General features: G+C 72.2%; 11 protein-coding genes and 1 pseudogene. 9 read left to right on the top strand and 3 right to left on the bottom strand.

Going from position 1 to position 14,131, the window contains the following annotated elements; translation table 11 throughout:
• The 5 genes from I73_RS26425 to I73_RS30775 form a co-directional block, all read left to right on the top strand.
• The coding region (locus I73_RS26425; RefSeq protein WP_234409435.1) for a succinylglutamate desuccinylase/aspartoacylase family protein at window positions 1-905 on the top strand (905 nt) is incomplete at its 5' end.
• 10 nt (window positions 906-915) lie between these two features.
• Window positions 916-1,692, top strand: a complete 777-nt coding sequence (locus tag I73_RS06720; protein ID WP_022979908.1) for an ABC transporter ATP-binding protein — start codon at window positions 916-918, stop codon at window positions 1,690-1,692.
• Window positions 1,693-1,702: 10 nt separating this feature from the next.
• The gene (locus tag I73_RS26420) at window positions 1,703-2,785 is read left to right on the top strand and encodes a GlxA family transcriptional regulator (protein WP_022979907.1); all 1,083 of its coding nucleotides are present in this window, start codon (window positions 1,703-1,705) and stop codon (window positions 2,783-2,785) included.
• The gene (locus tag I73_RS26415) at window positions 2,754-3,845 is read left to right on the top strand and encodes an arginine N-succinyltransferase (RefSeq protein WP_022979906.1); all 1,092 of its coding nucleotides are present in this window, start codon (window positions 2,754-2,756) and stop codon (window positions 3,843-3,845) included. Before I73_RS26420 ends, I73_RS26415 begins: the two co-directional genes overlap by 32 nt.
• A complete protein-coding gene (locus I73_RS30775) occupies window positions 3,842-4,840 on the top strand; it encodes an arginine N-succinyltransferase (protein WP_083876590.1) in 999 nt (332 codons plus the stop codon). Before I73_RS26415 ends, I73_RS30775 begins: the two co-directional genes overlap by 4 nt.
• Before the next feature lie 18 nt (window positions 4,841-4,858).
• On the opposite strand, the pseudogene I73_RS26405 reads toward I73_RS30775, so the two are convergent.
• Window positions 4,859-8,472 (bottom strand): annotated as a pseudogene (locus tag I73_RS26405) (indolepyruvate ferredoxin oxidoreductase family protein).
• A 200-nt stretch (window positions 8,473-8,672) separates the two neighbouring features.
• Between I73_RS26405 and I73_RS06695 the strand changes: the two are divergent.
• The 3 genes from I73_RS06695 to I73_RS06685 all read left to right on the top strand — a co-directional run bounded on the left by I73_RS06695 (window position 8,673) and on the right by I73_RS06685 (window position 11,186).
• Window positions 8,673-9,200, top strand: coding sequence for an Lrp/AsnC family transcriptional regulator (locus I73_RS06695; protein WP_022979904.1), 528 nt, complete (start codon window positions 8,673-8,675; stop codon window positions 9,198-9,200).
• A 115-nt stretch (window positions 9,201-9,315) separates the two neighbouring features.
• The gene (locus I73_RS26400) at window positions 9,316-10,443 is read left to right on the top strand and encodes a GGDEF domain-containing protein (protein WP_148289711.1); all 1,128 of its coding nucleotides are present in this window, start codon (window positions 9,316-9,318) and stop codon (window positions 10,441-10,443) included.
• Window positions 10,444-10,481: 38 nt separating this feature from the next.
• Window positions 10,482-11,186 carry a hypothetical protein gene (locus I73_RS06685; RefSeq protein ID WP_022979902.1) on the top strand — a complete coding sequence of 235 codons (705 nt, stop codon included), beginning with the start codon at window positions 10,482-10,484 and terminating at the stop codon, window positions 11,184-11,186.
• Between the two features lie 9 nt (window positions 11,187-11,195).
• On the opposite strand, the gene I73_RS06680 is transcribed toward I73_RS06685, so the two are convergent.
• Entirely contained in the window at window positions 11,196-12,386 is a 1,191-nt protein-coding gene (locus tag I73_RS06680) for a murein transglycosylase A (RefSeq protein WP_234409434.1), read from the bottom strand.
• Between I73_RS06680 and I73_RS33480 the strand changes: the two genes are divergently transcribed.
• Entirely contained in the window at window positions 12,385-12,522 is a 138-nt protein-coding gene (locus I73_RS33480; RefSeq protein WP_199899038.1) for a hypothetical protein, read from the top strand. The two genes, I73_RS06680 and I73_RS33480, sit on opposite strands and share 2 nt — an antisense overlap.
• Window positions 12,523-12,537: 15 nt before the next feature.
• Here the strand turns inward: I73_RS33480 and I73_RS06670 are convergent.
• A partial coding sequence (locus I73_RS06670; protein ID WP_022979899.1) for a site-specific recombinase occupies window positions 12,538-14,131 on the bottom strand: 1,594 nt, incomplete at its 5' end.

The following is a 14,131-nucleotide window of genomic DNA, read 5'->3' as shown; positions in this document are numbered from 1 at the left end:
GGCCAACCCTTTGGGCGTGGGCCAGTGGGTGCTGCGTGCTTTCAGGGCCGCTTCGAGCTGCACAGCGGCGAGAACTTCAACGCCATTTCGCCAACTTCACCGACGCGGTGCTCGACCGCGTGATGGACCGGCTGGGCGCGGACGCCGCCGAGAACGTGCGCCTGGTGCGTGGGGCGCTGCGCGAGGCGGTGGCTGCGCTGGGGGCCAGCTCCCCGCTGGAGAGCCTGCGCAAGACCTTGCTGGGCCTGGCCATCGACGCCGACGTGGTGCTGGACCTGCACTGCGACGGCGAGGCCCTGCTGCACATCTACACCACGCCGCAGACCTGGCCCGGCGACGGTCAGCTGCTGGCCCGCTGCATCGGCGCCGAGCTGGCCCTGCTGGCCGAGCGCTCGGGCGGCGACCCCTTCGACGAGGCCTGCTCCATGCTCTGGCCCCAGCTGGCCGAGCGCCTGGGCCCGGCCAAGCCGCTGCCGCCGGCCTGCATGGCCGCCACCATCGAATTGCGCGGCGAGGCCGATGTGCGCCACGACCTGGCGGCGGCCGATGCCCAGGGCATCGTCAACTTCCTGATCCAGCGCGGCGTGGTGGCGCCCGAGGGCGGCGTGCCGCCCGTCCTGCCGCCGCTCAAGCGCGAGGCCACGCCGCTGGCCGGCTCCATCCCGGTGGTGGCGCCCACCGGCGGCATGGTGGTCTTCCTGCAGCTGCCCGGCACGCCGGTGGTGGCCGGCCAGCCCCTGGTGGACCTGATCGACCCGCTCACCGGGCAGGTGACCACGCTGGGCGCGCCGGTGGACGGCCTGTTCTTCGCCCGCGACCTGCGCCGCTTCGCGGTGGCCGGCATGTCCCTGGGCAAGGTGGCCGGGCGCGAAGCCACCCGGGCCGGTTCGTTGCTGTCGGCCTGAGGGGCATGTGATGAGCGGGACCCCCCACAGCCTGAAGGTCGAGAACCTGCACAAGCGCTTCGGCGAGCGCGAGGTGCTGCGCGGCGTCTCGCTGCAGGCCCAGCCCGGCGACGTGGTCGCCATCATCGGCTCCAGCGGTTCGGGCAAGAGCACGCTGCTGCGCTGCCTGAACCTGCTCGAGCAGCCCCACGAGGGCACGCTGAGCCTGGGCGACGAGACCCTGCGCCTGGTGCGCGACCGCGACGGCAGTCTGCGTGCGGCCGATGCGGCCCAGCTGCGCCACTGGCGCAGCCGCCTGGCCTTCGTGTTCCAGAACTTCAACCTCTGGCAGCACCGCACCGCGCTGGAGAACGTCACCGAGGCGCCCATCCACGTGCTGGGCCGGCCCAAGGCCGAGGCCATCGAGCGGGCCAAGGAACTGCTGGCGCGGGTGGGCCTGTCGCACCGGCAGGATGTCTACCCGGCCCAGCTCTCCGGTGGTGAGCAGCAGCGTGTGGCCATTGCCCGCGCCCTGGCCATGGACCCGGAGGTCATGCTCTTCGACGAGCCCACCTCCGCGCTGGACCCGGAGCTGGTGGGCGAGGTGCTCAAGGTCATGCGTGGTCTCGCCGAAGAGGGCCGCACCATGCTCGTCGTCACCCACGAGATGGAGTTCGCCCGCGAGGTGGCCAGCCACGCCATCTTCGTGCACCAGGGCCTGATCGAGGAGGAGGGCCAACCTCGCGAGGTGCTGGTGCAGCCCCGCAGCGAGCGCCTGCGCCAGTTCCTCTCCGGCGGCCTGAAGTAGGCCCGCGGCGGTGGACGGCGGCCGCGCATCCTGGCGCTTCGGCCTGGTGCTGCAGCCCGGCTTCGGCCTGATGGGCCTGGCCGGTGTGCTGGAGACGCTGCAGGCCGCCAACCGCCTGCTCGAGCAGCCGCTCTACGACACCGTGCTGCTGGGCCGCGGCGCCGGCCCGGTGGCCTCGGCCGAAGGGGTGCCGGTGCTGGCCCATGCCATGGGCCAGGCCGGCTGGCTGGACGCCGTGCTGGTGCATGCCGAAGGGCCCTGGCATGGCGAGCCCGACCAGGTGGCACCGCAGCTGCTGTGGTTGCGCCAGCGCGCGGCCCAGGGCTGCCTGATGGGCGGGGTGGGCACCGGCGCGGCCTGGCTGGCCGAGGCCGGCCTGCTGCGCGGCCACCGGGCCACGGCGCAATGGCCGCACGGCGCGGTGCTGGCCGAACGCCACCCCGAGCTGGTGGTCTCGCAGCAGCTCTACGAACTCGACGACCAGCGCATGAGCTGCGCCAGCCACCAGGCCAGCCAGGACCTGCTGATCGCCTGGCTGATCCAGCGCCATGGCGAGCGCCTGGGCCCGGCGCTGCTGGCCGCACTGGGCCGCGAGCGCCTGCGCCCGCGCGAGGAGCGCCAGCGGCTGCCCCTGGTCACGCCCCTGGGCGGGGGCTCGGCCAAGCTGGCCGAGGCGGTGGCCCTGATGGAGGCCAACCTCGGCGAGCCCCTGCCCACCGAGGAGATCGCCCGCCTGGTGGGCGTCTCGCGCCGGCAGCTCGAGCGCCTGTTCAAGCAGCACCTGGACGCGCTGCCCTCGCGCTGGTACCTGGAGTTGCGCCTGGACCGCGCGCGCGACATGCTGCGCCAGACCCACCAGTCCATCCTGCAGATCGCGCTGTCCTGCGGCTTCGCCTCCGGCCCGCACTTCTCCAACGCCTACCGGGCCCGCTACGGCCACACCCCGCGCGAGGAGCGCAGCCCGCAGGCCGTGGCCTGGCGGGCGGCCCAGTCGGGCGTGTCGCTGGCGCCGGCCGCACCCGCGGCGGACGAGGCCCCTTTTTCCCCACTCGGGAGTCCCGATGAGCCAGATCGTGAAATCCCCAACCGCTGAACCGGCCGTTGCGGCACCCACCCCCGGCGAGTCGGGCCGCTACCTGCTGCGGCCGGCCGCCCTGGCCGACCTGCCGGCGCTGGAGCGGCTGGCCGAGGCCAGCGCCATCGGCATCAGCTCGCTGGTGCCCGACCGTGCCCTGCTGCGCGACAAGCTGGAGCGTTCGCTCAAGTCCTTTGCCGCCGACGACGATGTGAGCGGCGAGGAGCATTACCTCTTCGTGCTGGAGGACCGGGCCCAGGGCGGTGCACTGGTGGGCACCAGCGGCATCGCCGCCAGCGCCGGCTTCCACGACCGCTTCTACAGTTACCGCAACGAGTACGTGGTGCAGGTCAGCCCCGAGCTGGAGGCCCGCAACCGCATCCACACGCTGCACCTGTGCCACGACCTGACCGGTGTGACCCTGCTGACGGGCTTCCACATCGACCCGGCCCATGCCGAGGGCGTGGCGCCGCAGCTGCTCTCGCGCGGGCGCCTGCTCTTCATCGCCCAGTTCCCCGAGCGCTTTTCCGACCGCATCGCCTCCGAGCATCCCGGCCTGGCCGACGACAGCGGCCGCTGCCCCTTCTGGGACGCGGTGGGTCGGCGCTTCTTCCACATGGACTATCCCGCCGCCGAACAGCTGGCCAGCGGCCCGCAGCGCACCCTGATCGCCGAGCTGCTGCCGCAGTCGCCCATCTACGTGCCGCTGCTGCCGGAGGAGGCGCAGTGGTCGCTGGGCCAGCTGCACCCGGTGGCCGAGCTGCCCTTCCAGATCCTGCTGGACGAGGGCCTGGACGCCGACACCTACCTCAACCTTTTCGACGGCGGCCCCACGATGGAGGGCCGGCTGCCCCTGCTGCGCAGCGTGGCCGCGCGCCGGGTCTTCGCTGACGCGCATGATGCCGGGCAGGGCTTGCGCCAGGGACGCTGGCTGCTGGCCAATGCCCAGGTGCAGGACTTCCGCGCCAGCGTGTGCAGCGGGCCGCTGCGGCCCGAGGACCTGACCCTGCTGGCCGGCGATGGCGGCCCGCTGGCCGCGGCCCCGCTGCCCGCTGGCCTGGGAGGCGCAAGCGCATGAACACTTCCTTGCCCGTGGCCACCGAAGAAGGCCTGCCCCGCCCCGGCGGGGCCTGGCGCCTGCGTCCGGTGAGCGACCACGACCTGCCCCGGCTGAGCCTGTGGCTGCCGCCCTCCGCCGACCGGCGCCTGCCCGCGCCCCATGCGGCCGAACGCTGGTGGCTGCTCGAGACGCCGGAGGGCCCGCGGGCCTGCGTGCGGCTGCGGCCGGTGATCGGCCGCGACCGCCTGCGCCACTGGTACCACGTGGGCTGCGTGGTGCATGCCGCGCCGTCGCTGCACCTGTTCCATCAGCAGAACACCCTGCTGCTGGGCAACGACCACACCGGTGCGGCCGAGCTGGCCGACCTGGCCTGGGACCCGGACCTGGATCTGCCGGAGCAGGCCGCCACCCTGCAGCACCTGCTGCGCGCGGCCCTGCTGCTGCTGGCCCGCGACCGTGCCCAGCTGGGGGCGCAGCTCATCGTCGAGCTGCCTGGTCTGCGCGACGAGGCCGGCCGCTCGCCCTTCTGGGAAGGGCTGGGGCGCCATTTCTATGCCGGCGAACCGCAGGAGGCCCTGCACCGCTTCGGCCCGGCCTGGCGCAGCCACGTTGCGGCGCTGCTGCCGCGCCAGCCGGTCTATGTGTCCTTCCTGCCCGAGACGGCCCAGGCCGCCATCGCCCAGGTGCCGCTGGCCTGTCACCCCCTGCTGGGCGTGCTGGCGGCCGAAGGCCTGCGCTACGGCCACCACATCACCATCGACGAGGGCGGGCCGGTGTTCGAAGCCCGGCTGGACACCCTGCCCGCGGTGCTGCAGGTGCGCCGGCGCAACCTGGTCGAGGCCCGGCCGCGCGGCGAATGGGCCTCCACCACCTGGCTGGTGGCGGGCGAGGAGGGCGACGAGGTGCTGGCCCTGCGGGCCCGCGGCACCTCGCCCCAGACCCTGGCCGTCCCGGCCGACTGGGCCGCCGCCGGCCTGACCGGGCCGCGTTGGACCCTGCCGCTGGCGGTCTGATGCCCGGCCCCCTCGGTCTCAGGCGCTGACCGGGGTGGCCGCTGCGGGCTGGCGCTCCGGCGTCACCGGCTGCTGCCAGCGCAGCATCAGGGCCTGCCACTTGGGCCGCACGGCGGCCAGGTGGCGGGCCTTGACGTGGCCGTAGCCGCGGATCTCTTCGGGCAGGCGGGCGATCTCCAGGGCCAGCGGCAAGCGCTCGGCGCTCAGGTCCTTCAGCAGCGTCTCGATGCTGGCGCGGTACTCGGCGATCAGGGCTCGCTCGGTGCGCCGCTCCTCGGTGTGGCCGAAGGGGTCCAGCCAGCGGCCGCGCAGACCCTTGAACTTGGCCAGCACGCCCATCACCGGCCGCACCCAGGCGCCGAAGGCGGTCTTGCGCGGCTGGCCGTCGTCCCCGCGGCGGGCGAACAGCGGCGGCGCCAGGTGGTGCCGCAGCTTCACCGGGCCGTCGAAGGTGGCGGCGATCTGGGCGGTGAAGGCCGGGTCGGTGTGCAGGCGGGCCACCTCGTACTCGTCCTTGTAGGCCATCAGCTTGAACAGGTAGCGCGCCACCGCCTCGGTCAGGCGGGTGCTGCCGGCCGGGGCCACCGCGGCCTCGGCCGCCCGCACCTGGTCGACGAAGGCACGGTACTGGGCGGCATAGCCGGCGTTCTGGTAGGCGGTGAGGAACTCGACCCGGCTGCCGATCAGCTCATCCAGCGCCGGGCGCTTGAGCAGCTGGATCACCTGGGCCGTCTGCGTCAGGGCCTGCACGGCGGCCAGGTCATGGGCGCAGCGGCGGCCCCACTCGAAGGCGGCCTTGTTCTTGTCGATCTGCACGCCGTTGAGCTCCATGGCCCGCATCAGCGATTCGCGCGTCAGCGGGATGCGGCCCTTTGCCAGGCGTAGCCCAGCATCATCGGGTTGGTGTAGATCGAGTCGCCCAGCAGCTTGACCGACAGGGCCTCGGCGTCGAAGGCACCCAGGTGTCCGCTGCCCACCGCGCGGCCGATGGCGGCCTCGCAGGCCTCGTTGGGGAAGACCCAGTCCGGGTCGGTGACAAAGGCCGCGGTGGGGGTGCGGTGGGTGTTGAGGGCCACGTAGGTGCGCTCGGGGTGCATCACCGACAGCGTGGTCTTGCCGGCGGTGACGATGGCTTCGCAGCCGATCACCAGGTCGGCCTTGGCGGTGTCCACCTTGGTCGTGTGGATGGCCTCGATGGTGTCGGCAATCTGCACATGGCTCCAGGTGGCGCCGCCCTTCTGGGCCAGGCCCGCGGCGTCCTGGGTGATGACGCCCTTGCCCTCCATGTGGGCCGCCATGCCCAGCAGCTGGCCGATGGTGATGACGCCGGTGCCGCCCACGCCGGCCACCACGATGCCCCAGGCATGGCGGGCCTCGGGCAGCACCGGCTCGGGCACCGGGGGCAGGGTGGCGGCCTGGCCGGCCACCGGGGCGGGCTTCTTGAGCGTGCCGCCGGTGACGGTGACGAAGCTGGGGCAGAAGCCCTTCACGCAGGACAGGTCCTGGTTGCAGCTGCTCTGGTTGATCTGGCGCTTGCGGCCGAAAGGCGTCTCCAGCGGCTCGACCGAGACGCAGTTGCTCTTTTCCGAACAGTCACCGCAGCCCTCGCAGACCAGGGGGTTGATCACGACGCGGGTGTCGGCCGTGGCCAGCGTGCCGCGCTTGCGGCGGCGGCGCTTCTCGGTGGCGCAGGTCTGGTCGTAGATGATGATGGTGGTGCCTTTGAGCTCGCGGAACTCGCGCTGGATGCGGTCGAGTTCATCGCGGTGGTGCACCGTCACGCCGGTGGGCAGGTCCACCCGGGCGTACTTGTCCGGCAGGTCGCTGACGACCACCAGCTTGGCCACACCTTCGGAGAGCAGGCTGGTCATGATCTGCAGCACCGAGTGGCCTTCGGGCCGCTCGCCCACGCGCTGGCCGCCGGTCATGGCCACCGCGTCGTTGTAGAGGATCTTGTAGGTGATGTTCACCCCGGCGGCGATGCTCTGGCGGATGGCCAGCAGGCCGGAGTGGAAGTAGGTGCCGTCGCCCAGGTTGGTGAAGATGTGCTGTTCGTTCGTGAACGGCGCCTGGCCCACCCAGGGCACGCCCTCGCCGCCCATCTGGGTGAAGGTGGCGGTGTTTCGGGTGGGCATCCAGCTGACCATGTAGTGGCAGCCGATGCCGGCCACCGCGCGCGAGCCCTCGGGCACGCGGGTGCTGGTGTTGTGCGGGCAGCCGGAGCAGAACCAGGGCACCCGGTCGCCAGTGGTGCCGCTGGCCGCCCCCGCGCTGGCCAGGGCGGCCAGTTCGCGTTCCTTGGCCTCGATGACCGAGACGCGCTGGTCCATGCGGCGGGCGATGTCCTCGGGCACGCCCAGCTTCTTCAGCCGCTTGGCGATGGCCTTGGCGATGATGGCCGGCGTCAGGTCGGCCTTGGCGCGCAGCAGCCAGTTCTCGCTCGGGTTCGGGCGGCTCCACTCGCCACCGGAGAGGTCGGCGTCATCGCCTTCCTCGAACTTGCCGATCACATTGGGCCGCACATCGGCGCGCCAGTTGTACAGCTCCTCCTTGAGCTGGTACTCGATGATCTGGCGCTTCTCCTCGACGACCAGGATCTCCTGCAGGCCCAGCGCGAACTCGCGGGTGATGTGGGCCTCCAGCGGCCACACCACGTTGACCTTGTGCAGCCGGATGCCCAGGCGGTGGCAGGTGGCCTCGTCCAGGCCCAGGTCGGCCAGGGCCTGGCGGGTGTCGTTGAAGGCCTTGCCGCTGGCGATGATGCCGAAGCGGTCCTGGGCACTCTCGATCACGTTGTAGTTGAGCTTGTTGGCCCGCACATAGGCCAGCGCGGCGTACCACTTGTGGTCCATCAGCCGGGCTTCCTGCTCCAGCGGCGGGTCCGGCCAGCGGATGTGCAGGCCGCCCGGCGGCATGGGGAAGTCCTCGGGCAGGATGATCTTGACCCGGTCGGGCGAGACGTCCACCGTGGTGGCCGACTCCACCACCTCCTGGATGGTCTTCATGCCCGTCCACACGCCCGAGAAGCGCGACAGCGCCCAGGCGTGCAGGCCCATGTCCAGGATGTCCTGCACGCTGGAGGGGAAGAAGGTCGGGAAGCCGCAGGCCTTGAACACATGGTCGCTCTGGTGCGGTGCGGTGGAGCTCTTGCTCACATGGTCGTCACCGGCGATGGCAATGACCCCGCCGAAGCGGCTGGTGCCGGCCATGTTGGCGTGCTTGAAGACGTCGATGCAGCGGTCCACGCCCGGGCCCTTGCCGTACCACAGGCCGAACACGCCGTCGTACTTGGCCTTCTCGGGGAACAGGTCCAGCTGCTGGGTGCCCCAGACGGCGGTGGCGCCCAGTTCCTCGTTGACGCCGGGCTGGAAGACCACGTGCTGGGCCTGCAGGTGTTTCTTGGCCTGCCACAGGGCCTGGTCGTAGCCGCCCAGGGGCGAGCCGCGGTAGCCGCTGATGAAGCCGGCGGTGTTCAGCCCGGACATCGCGTCGCGGGTGCGCTGCAGCATGGGCAGGCGCACCAGGGCCTGCACCCCGCTCATGAAGGCCCGCCCGGTGGGCAGGGCGTACTTGTCGTCGAGTGTGACCTTCTCGAGGGCCTGACGGACGGCGTCGGTCAGCGGGGCATTCATGGTGCGGCTCCTGGGCCCGAAGGCCCGTTAGGGAAGGCCATGCGGCACCCGGGGCGGCTTGTGGCCGCGCCGGGCCTGTGCGCACGGCGGGGATGGATCCAGTGTAGGAAGTTCGGCCCGACAGGTGCTTGCTTTCGCTTGCGGAAATGGAGGCTCGCCGGCAACATCCTTTCTTGGATGAATCGATTCAAGGTGATGTCTTGCCAGAAAATGAAGAATTCGGGATAACCCGCAGCGTCGGTGCCCCCAGCCTGGACCGCTATGACGTGGCCATCCTGGAGGCCCTGCAGCGCGACGCACGCCAGTCCAATGCCGAGCTGGCCGCCCGCATCGGCCTGTCGCCCGCGCCCACCTGGCGGCGGGTGCGCCGGCTGGAGGAGCTCGGGGTCATCACCGGCTACCGCGCCGAGATCGATCGCCGCAAAATCGGCCTGGGCGTGCTGGCCTTCGTGCGGGTGGACACCGAACGTGACAACGGCGAGGCCATCCATGCCCTGGAGGACGCGATCCGTGGCCTGCCCGAGGTGATCGCCTGCCACTACATCAGCGGCGCCGGCACCTTCGAGCTGCAGGTGCTGGTGACCGATCTGGACGCCTATTCCCGCTGGACCCGTGACACCCTGTTCGGCCTGCCCAATGTGAAGGACCTGCACACCAGCTTCTCCCTGGGCGAGGTCAAGGCCGGCGCGGCACTGCCGCTGGAGCACCTGCGGCCGGCCGCGCGTTGACGCAGGACAAGACACCCCGGGGCGCGCAGGAATGCACAAGCGACCCATCCATCCCCCTTGAGCCGGGGCGCCGCCGACCGATGCTGCATAGACCATGACTGCGCTGTCCGTTTCCTTGACACACACTCTGCTGGGGCCAGACGGACCGCAGCGGGTGCGGGCGTCCCAGGCGCTGCTGGTGATGGCGCTGTACCTGGCCTTCGCGCTGGTGCTGCAGGTCGAGGTGCGGCTGGGCCTGACCTCCGAGCAGCAGGGGCTGCCGCTGACCGTGTTCGGTCTGGTGGGCTGCCTCGGCTTCTACGGCGCGATCCGCAGCGGTCTCAATCTGCACCTGAGTGAGCCTTCGCTCACCCGTCCGCAGATGGTTTACAGCATGGTCGCGGTGGCCTGGGCCTTCGCCGTCAGCGGCCCGGCCCGCGGCGCCACCGTGGTGCTGATGCAGGTGATCCTGATGTTCGGTCTGTTCGGCCTGCCCCCGCGCGAAGGGCGGCGCATGGCCGGCATGGGCTTTCTGATGCTGGCCGGGGTCATCGCCTGGCGGGCCTGGGGCCAGGCCGACCCGGATGAGACCCGGCTGGATCTGATCTACCTGCTCTATGCCGGCATCGTGTTCACCGGCGTGGCGGTCATCTCGGTGCGCCTGGGCCACATCCGGGAGCGCCTGCGCCACCAGACGGCCGAACTCAAGCTGGCCCTGGCCCGCAACCAGGAACTGGCCACGCGTGACGTGCTGACCGGCCTGACCAACCGCCGCGCCATGCTGGAGCAGATGACGATCGCCGCCCGCGAGATCGAACGCCACGGCCAGCCGCTGGCCCTGGTGCTCTTCGATCTGGACCACTTCAAGCAGATCAACGACACCCGCGGCCACGCCGCCGGCGACCGGGTACTGCAGCGCTTTGGCGAGGTTGCCCAGGGCGAGATCCGCGCCGGCGACGTGCTGGCCCGCTGGGGCGGCGAGGAGTTCCTGCTGATGCTGCCGCGCACCGGGCTGGAGGAAGCCTGGCGCTGTGCCGAGCGCATCCGCACCCGTCTGGTGGCCTTGAAACTCGAGGGTGGGGTGCCCGGGCAGCCGCTGACCTTCTCGGCCGGCGTGTCCTCCTGCCGGCGCATGGACCAGCTGGACGCCGCCATCGAGGCGGCCGACCGGGCCATGTACCTGGCCAAGGCCACCGGCCGCAACCGCACCGAGCTGATGGCGGGCCCCGGCCTGTCCGATGCACCGCTGGGGGCCGCGGCATGAGGGGCCAGGCACTGGCCCGGCGGTGGGCCTGCTCCCGCATGGCCTGGGGGCTGGCCGCGGCGCTGAGCCTGGCGGCGACGGCGCAGGCTGCGCCTGCGGCGGTCAATCTGCGCATCGAACTGCGCTGGCGCCAGGAGCCGGTGGCCGAGGCGGCGCCCGGCGCGGTGATCGTCCGCAGCGATGGCAGCCGGGTGGACCCGAAGGGGCCGGGCCCGCTGTGGCGGACTGCGCCGGCCGAGGCCGACGACCTGTCCCCCGGCGGCCGCCTGCCCGTGCTGACCGTGCGCAATGGTGCGACTGTGCGGGTGGCGCTGACCCATTGGCACCCCCAGTCCGACACCGAGTGGCGTTGGCGCACTGACAGCACGACGCCCACGGCAGCCGCCGCGTCCGGCGCGCAGGGCCTCGGGCAGGCGGAGCTGCGTGGCCACGACAGCTGGCAGGCGGACACGGCCCGCCTGTCCCTGCAGCCCAGCTGGCCCGGCGGGCATCAGCCGGTCAGCCTGCGCTACAGCCTGAGCCTGCCGCAGCCGGTGGGCGGCGCCGCGGCCCAGGGGCCTGCCACGGTGCTGGAGGGCGAGGGCGAGTTGCTCTTGCCGCTGGGCCGCTGGACCCCCTTGGGCCAGTGGGCGCCCACCGCCCCGGCCCAGGCCCGGGGGGGCGTGAGCTACAGCACCCGGGATGCCGCACCGGCCCCCGAGGCGGGCCTGCGCTGGCTGGAGCTGCGGGTCACCCGCCCCTGAGTCGGTCCCTCAGGAACGCGGCCACAGCACCCACAGGCGCAGCGCCTGCTTCATGCGCCCGGCCTGGGCCTCGGCGTCGTCGCCCCAGCCCCAGAAGTAGTCCACCCGCACCGCGCCGACGATGGCGCTGCCCGTGTCCTGGGCCATCACCAGGCGCTGCAGCGGCCGGTCCGACAGCGGCTCGGTGGTGTCCAGCCAGAGCGGGGTGCCATAGGGCACGGCGGCCGGGTCCACCGCCACCGAGCGTCCGGGGGTCAGGGGCACGGCCTGCGCGCCCTTGGGGCCCAGGCTGGGGTCTGGCAGGGGCTCCTCGCGGAAGAAGACGTAGCGCGGGTTCTGCCACAGCAGCTCCTGCAGGCGCTTGGGGTTGCGCCGCACCCAGTCCTTGATGCCGGGCCAGGAGGCCTCGCCGGGCTTGAGCTCGCCCTGGTCGATCAGCCAGCGGCCCACCGACTTGTAGGGCTGGTCGTTGTGGCCGGCAAAGGCCAGGCGCACCAGGCGCTGGCGGCCGTCGGGCTCGGTGATCTGCAGCCGGCCGGAACCCTGGATCTGCAGAATCAGGGCGTCCAGCGGGTCTTCCACCCAGGCGATCTCGCGGCCCTTGAGCGCGGCCTGGGCGGCGGGCAGGGTGTCGAGCTGCTGGCGCGTCCAGTAGGGCTTGCGCTGGCCCAGGTCGGGCGGGGCCGTGTACAGCGGCACCCGGCGGGTGGCGGTGGGCTTGCGGCTGGCGGCCACCAGGGGTTCGAAGTAGCCGGTCACCAGGCCGGCCGGGTCGCCCTCGGGCGACTCCACCCGGTAGACCTTGAGGTTCTGCTCCAGCCAGGCGCGGGCCTCGGCATCGCTGGCCGGCGTGACCTGGCGGGCCTGGGCGCACAGGCGGGCCCAGGCGGCCGGCGGCGTCTGGCAGCCCAGACGCAGGGCGGGCCACAGCTCCAGGGTGCGGTCCTGGCCCCAGCCGGGCAGGTCGGCAAAGCTGGCTGGCACCCAGCGGGCGTGGCTGCGCTCCAGCGTGCCTGGCGGCGCCGGGGTGGGCGCGGGGTGGGCCGGCAGGGGCGTGGCCGGCGGTGAGGATTCCAGCGAGACGCTGCTGCAACTGGCCAGCAGCACGGCCGCGGCCATCGCGGTCAGCCCCGATGCCAGGCGCGGCACCGAGGACCAGAATGGGGAAACGCCCGCACCGCGGCGGATGGGAAACGACATGGGATGGTTTGTGTTCGAGGCCCTGGTGGCTGCCGGGGTCCTGCTCTTCATGGTGTGGTGGACGATGTTCTCGGGGCGGCGGCGCGATGAGCACCGCAGCGACGATGAACCCCCGGGCCCGCCGGGGGCCGGGTGAACGTTTTCCGAATTGTCACCCCCGCGGCGGGAAGAAGAAGCTGCCGGGCGCCGTGCGCCAGCGCTGGCGCAGCGCCTGGTAGATGCGACCGCGGTCCTGCAGCTTCAGACCCTGCGAGACCATGGCCAGACGGAAGGCCAGCGCGAAGCTGACGCCCAGGTTCAACATGGCGGTGACGGGGATGGCCGCCACGCACCACCAGAAGGCCGGTTCGTGCAGCAGGGGCAGGCCCAGCGTGCCCAGGGCCGCGGCGATCTGGCCGGTGGACAGGGTGACGTGGCGCACCTCCAGCGGGAGGCCGAAGACCGAGGCCAGGGCCGGCACCAGGCCCAGCATCAGGCCCAGCGAGACATTGGCCGCCAGGCCCGAGATGTTGTCGCGCCACCAGCGTGCCCAGCGCTGGGCCCGGGCCTCACCCAGCCAGGCGATGGAGCGCGGGTTCCAGGCGATGGCGCTGTCCAGCCGGTGGAAGACGAACCAGTTCTCGACCCAGCCGGCGATCAGGCTGGAGGCGAACAGCAGCACCCCGGTGAAGGCCGCGAACAGCGCGGTGGGGCCCAGCAGGGTGGTGCTGTGCAGCACGTAGTCGGCCTGGGCCTGACCGATCAGCGGCCGGCCCGCCAGCCACCAGGACAGGCCCTGCAGCGCCAGCACCACCGGGGCCACTGCCACCAGGTTGCCGATGATGCCGGCCATCTGCGAGCGCAGCAGGTGGGCCACCTCGTCGACGAAGCGGCCCAGGGCCACATCGCTGGCGATGCCTTCGAGCTTGCGCGCCATGCTCGGCGCGGTCATGGCCGGCTGTTTGGTGGCCACCGTCCAGTGCAGCAGCTGCACGATGACGAAGCTCAGCGCGTAGTTCAGGCCGGCGCCCAGGCCGTTCCAGAACACCGGCAGGGCCAGCGCGGTGATGGCGAACTTGATCAGCGTGGTGAAGCCGATGATGCCGCCGCCGCCCAGCGCCATGCCCAGCATGTGGCGGTACTCGTCGCGGTCGCGGGTGATGTAGTGCTCGCCGGTCTCGGCGCTTCGCTCGGTCACCTTGCGGGCCAGCAGGGCGTAGTGCTGGATGAACAGGGCCCGCACGCTGCGCCGCTCGGCACTGGCGCGGGCCAGTTCCAGCAGCAGGTGGCGCAGGTCGGGCAGGGGTTCGGGGCTGATCAGGCAGGCCAGCAGATCCTCCACCCGCTCGGCCCGGGCGCGCAGCTGGTCCAGCTGGAACACCAGGTCCACCGAGATGCCGTATTCGTCCAGGTGGCCGCGCACGCTGGCGGCCGCTTTCAGGCAGGCGTCCAGCACGGCCCGCAGGTACTGGGCGCGCTGCTGCAGCTGCTGCGGGCCCACGCCCTCGGACAGGTCCAGCCGCAGCGCGGCCGCCGCCTCCACCACCTGGTGGAAGGGCCGGTCGCCCAGGCCCGCCGGGTCCATGCGCTGGCGCAGGGCCGAGGACAGGGCGCTGGCGCGGATCTGGCTGGCCAGCAGCTCGATGGAGTCGATCAGCGCCCGCTGCCAGGGCAGGCGGGGCCGGTTCTCGGCGCACAGGGCCAGCAGGCGCTGCAGCGTGCGGTCATCGATGGCGGCGATCCATTCCGGGTCGCGTTCGTCGTCA

This window comes from Ideonella sp. B508-1, assembly GCF_000333615.1.
Classification (GTDB): Bacteria; Pseudomonadota; Gammaproteobacteria; order Burkholderiales; family Burkholderiaceae_C; genus Ideonella.
The sequence above is the reverse complement of the archived record's forward strand: the minus strand, read 5'-3'. Positions and strand labels throughout refer to the sequence as shown.

What these genes read in the sequence shown, in the direction of transcription:
- I73_RS33480 (WP_199899038.1), top strand. Translation starts at nt 12,385, where the DNA reads ATGGGATGGTTTGTGTTCGAGGCCCTGGTGGCTGCCGGGGTCCTGCTC.
- I73_RS30775 (WP_083876590.1), top strand. Translation starts at nt 3,842, where the DNA reads ATGAACACTTCCTTGCCCGTGGCCACCGAAGAAGGCCTGCCCCGCCCC.
- I73_RS26415 (WP_022979906.1), top strand. Translation starts at nt 2,754, where the DNA reads ATGAGCCAGATCGTGAAATCCCCAACCGCTGAACCGGCCGTTGCGGCA.
- I73_RS06685 (WP_022979902.1), top strand. Translation starts at nt 10,482, where the DNA reads ATGGCCTGGGGGCTGGCCGCGGCGCTGAGCCTGGCGGCGACGGCGCAG.
- I73_RS06680 (WP_234409434.1), bottom strand. Translation starts at nt 12,386, where the DNA reads ATGTCGTTTCCCATCCGCCGCGGTGCGGGCGTTTCCCCATTCTGGTCC.
- I73_RS06720 (WP_022979908.1), top strand. Translation starts at nt 916, where the DNA reads ATGAGCGGGACCCCCCACAGCCTGAAGGTCGAGAACCTGCACAAGCGC.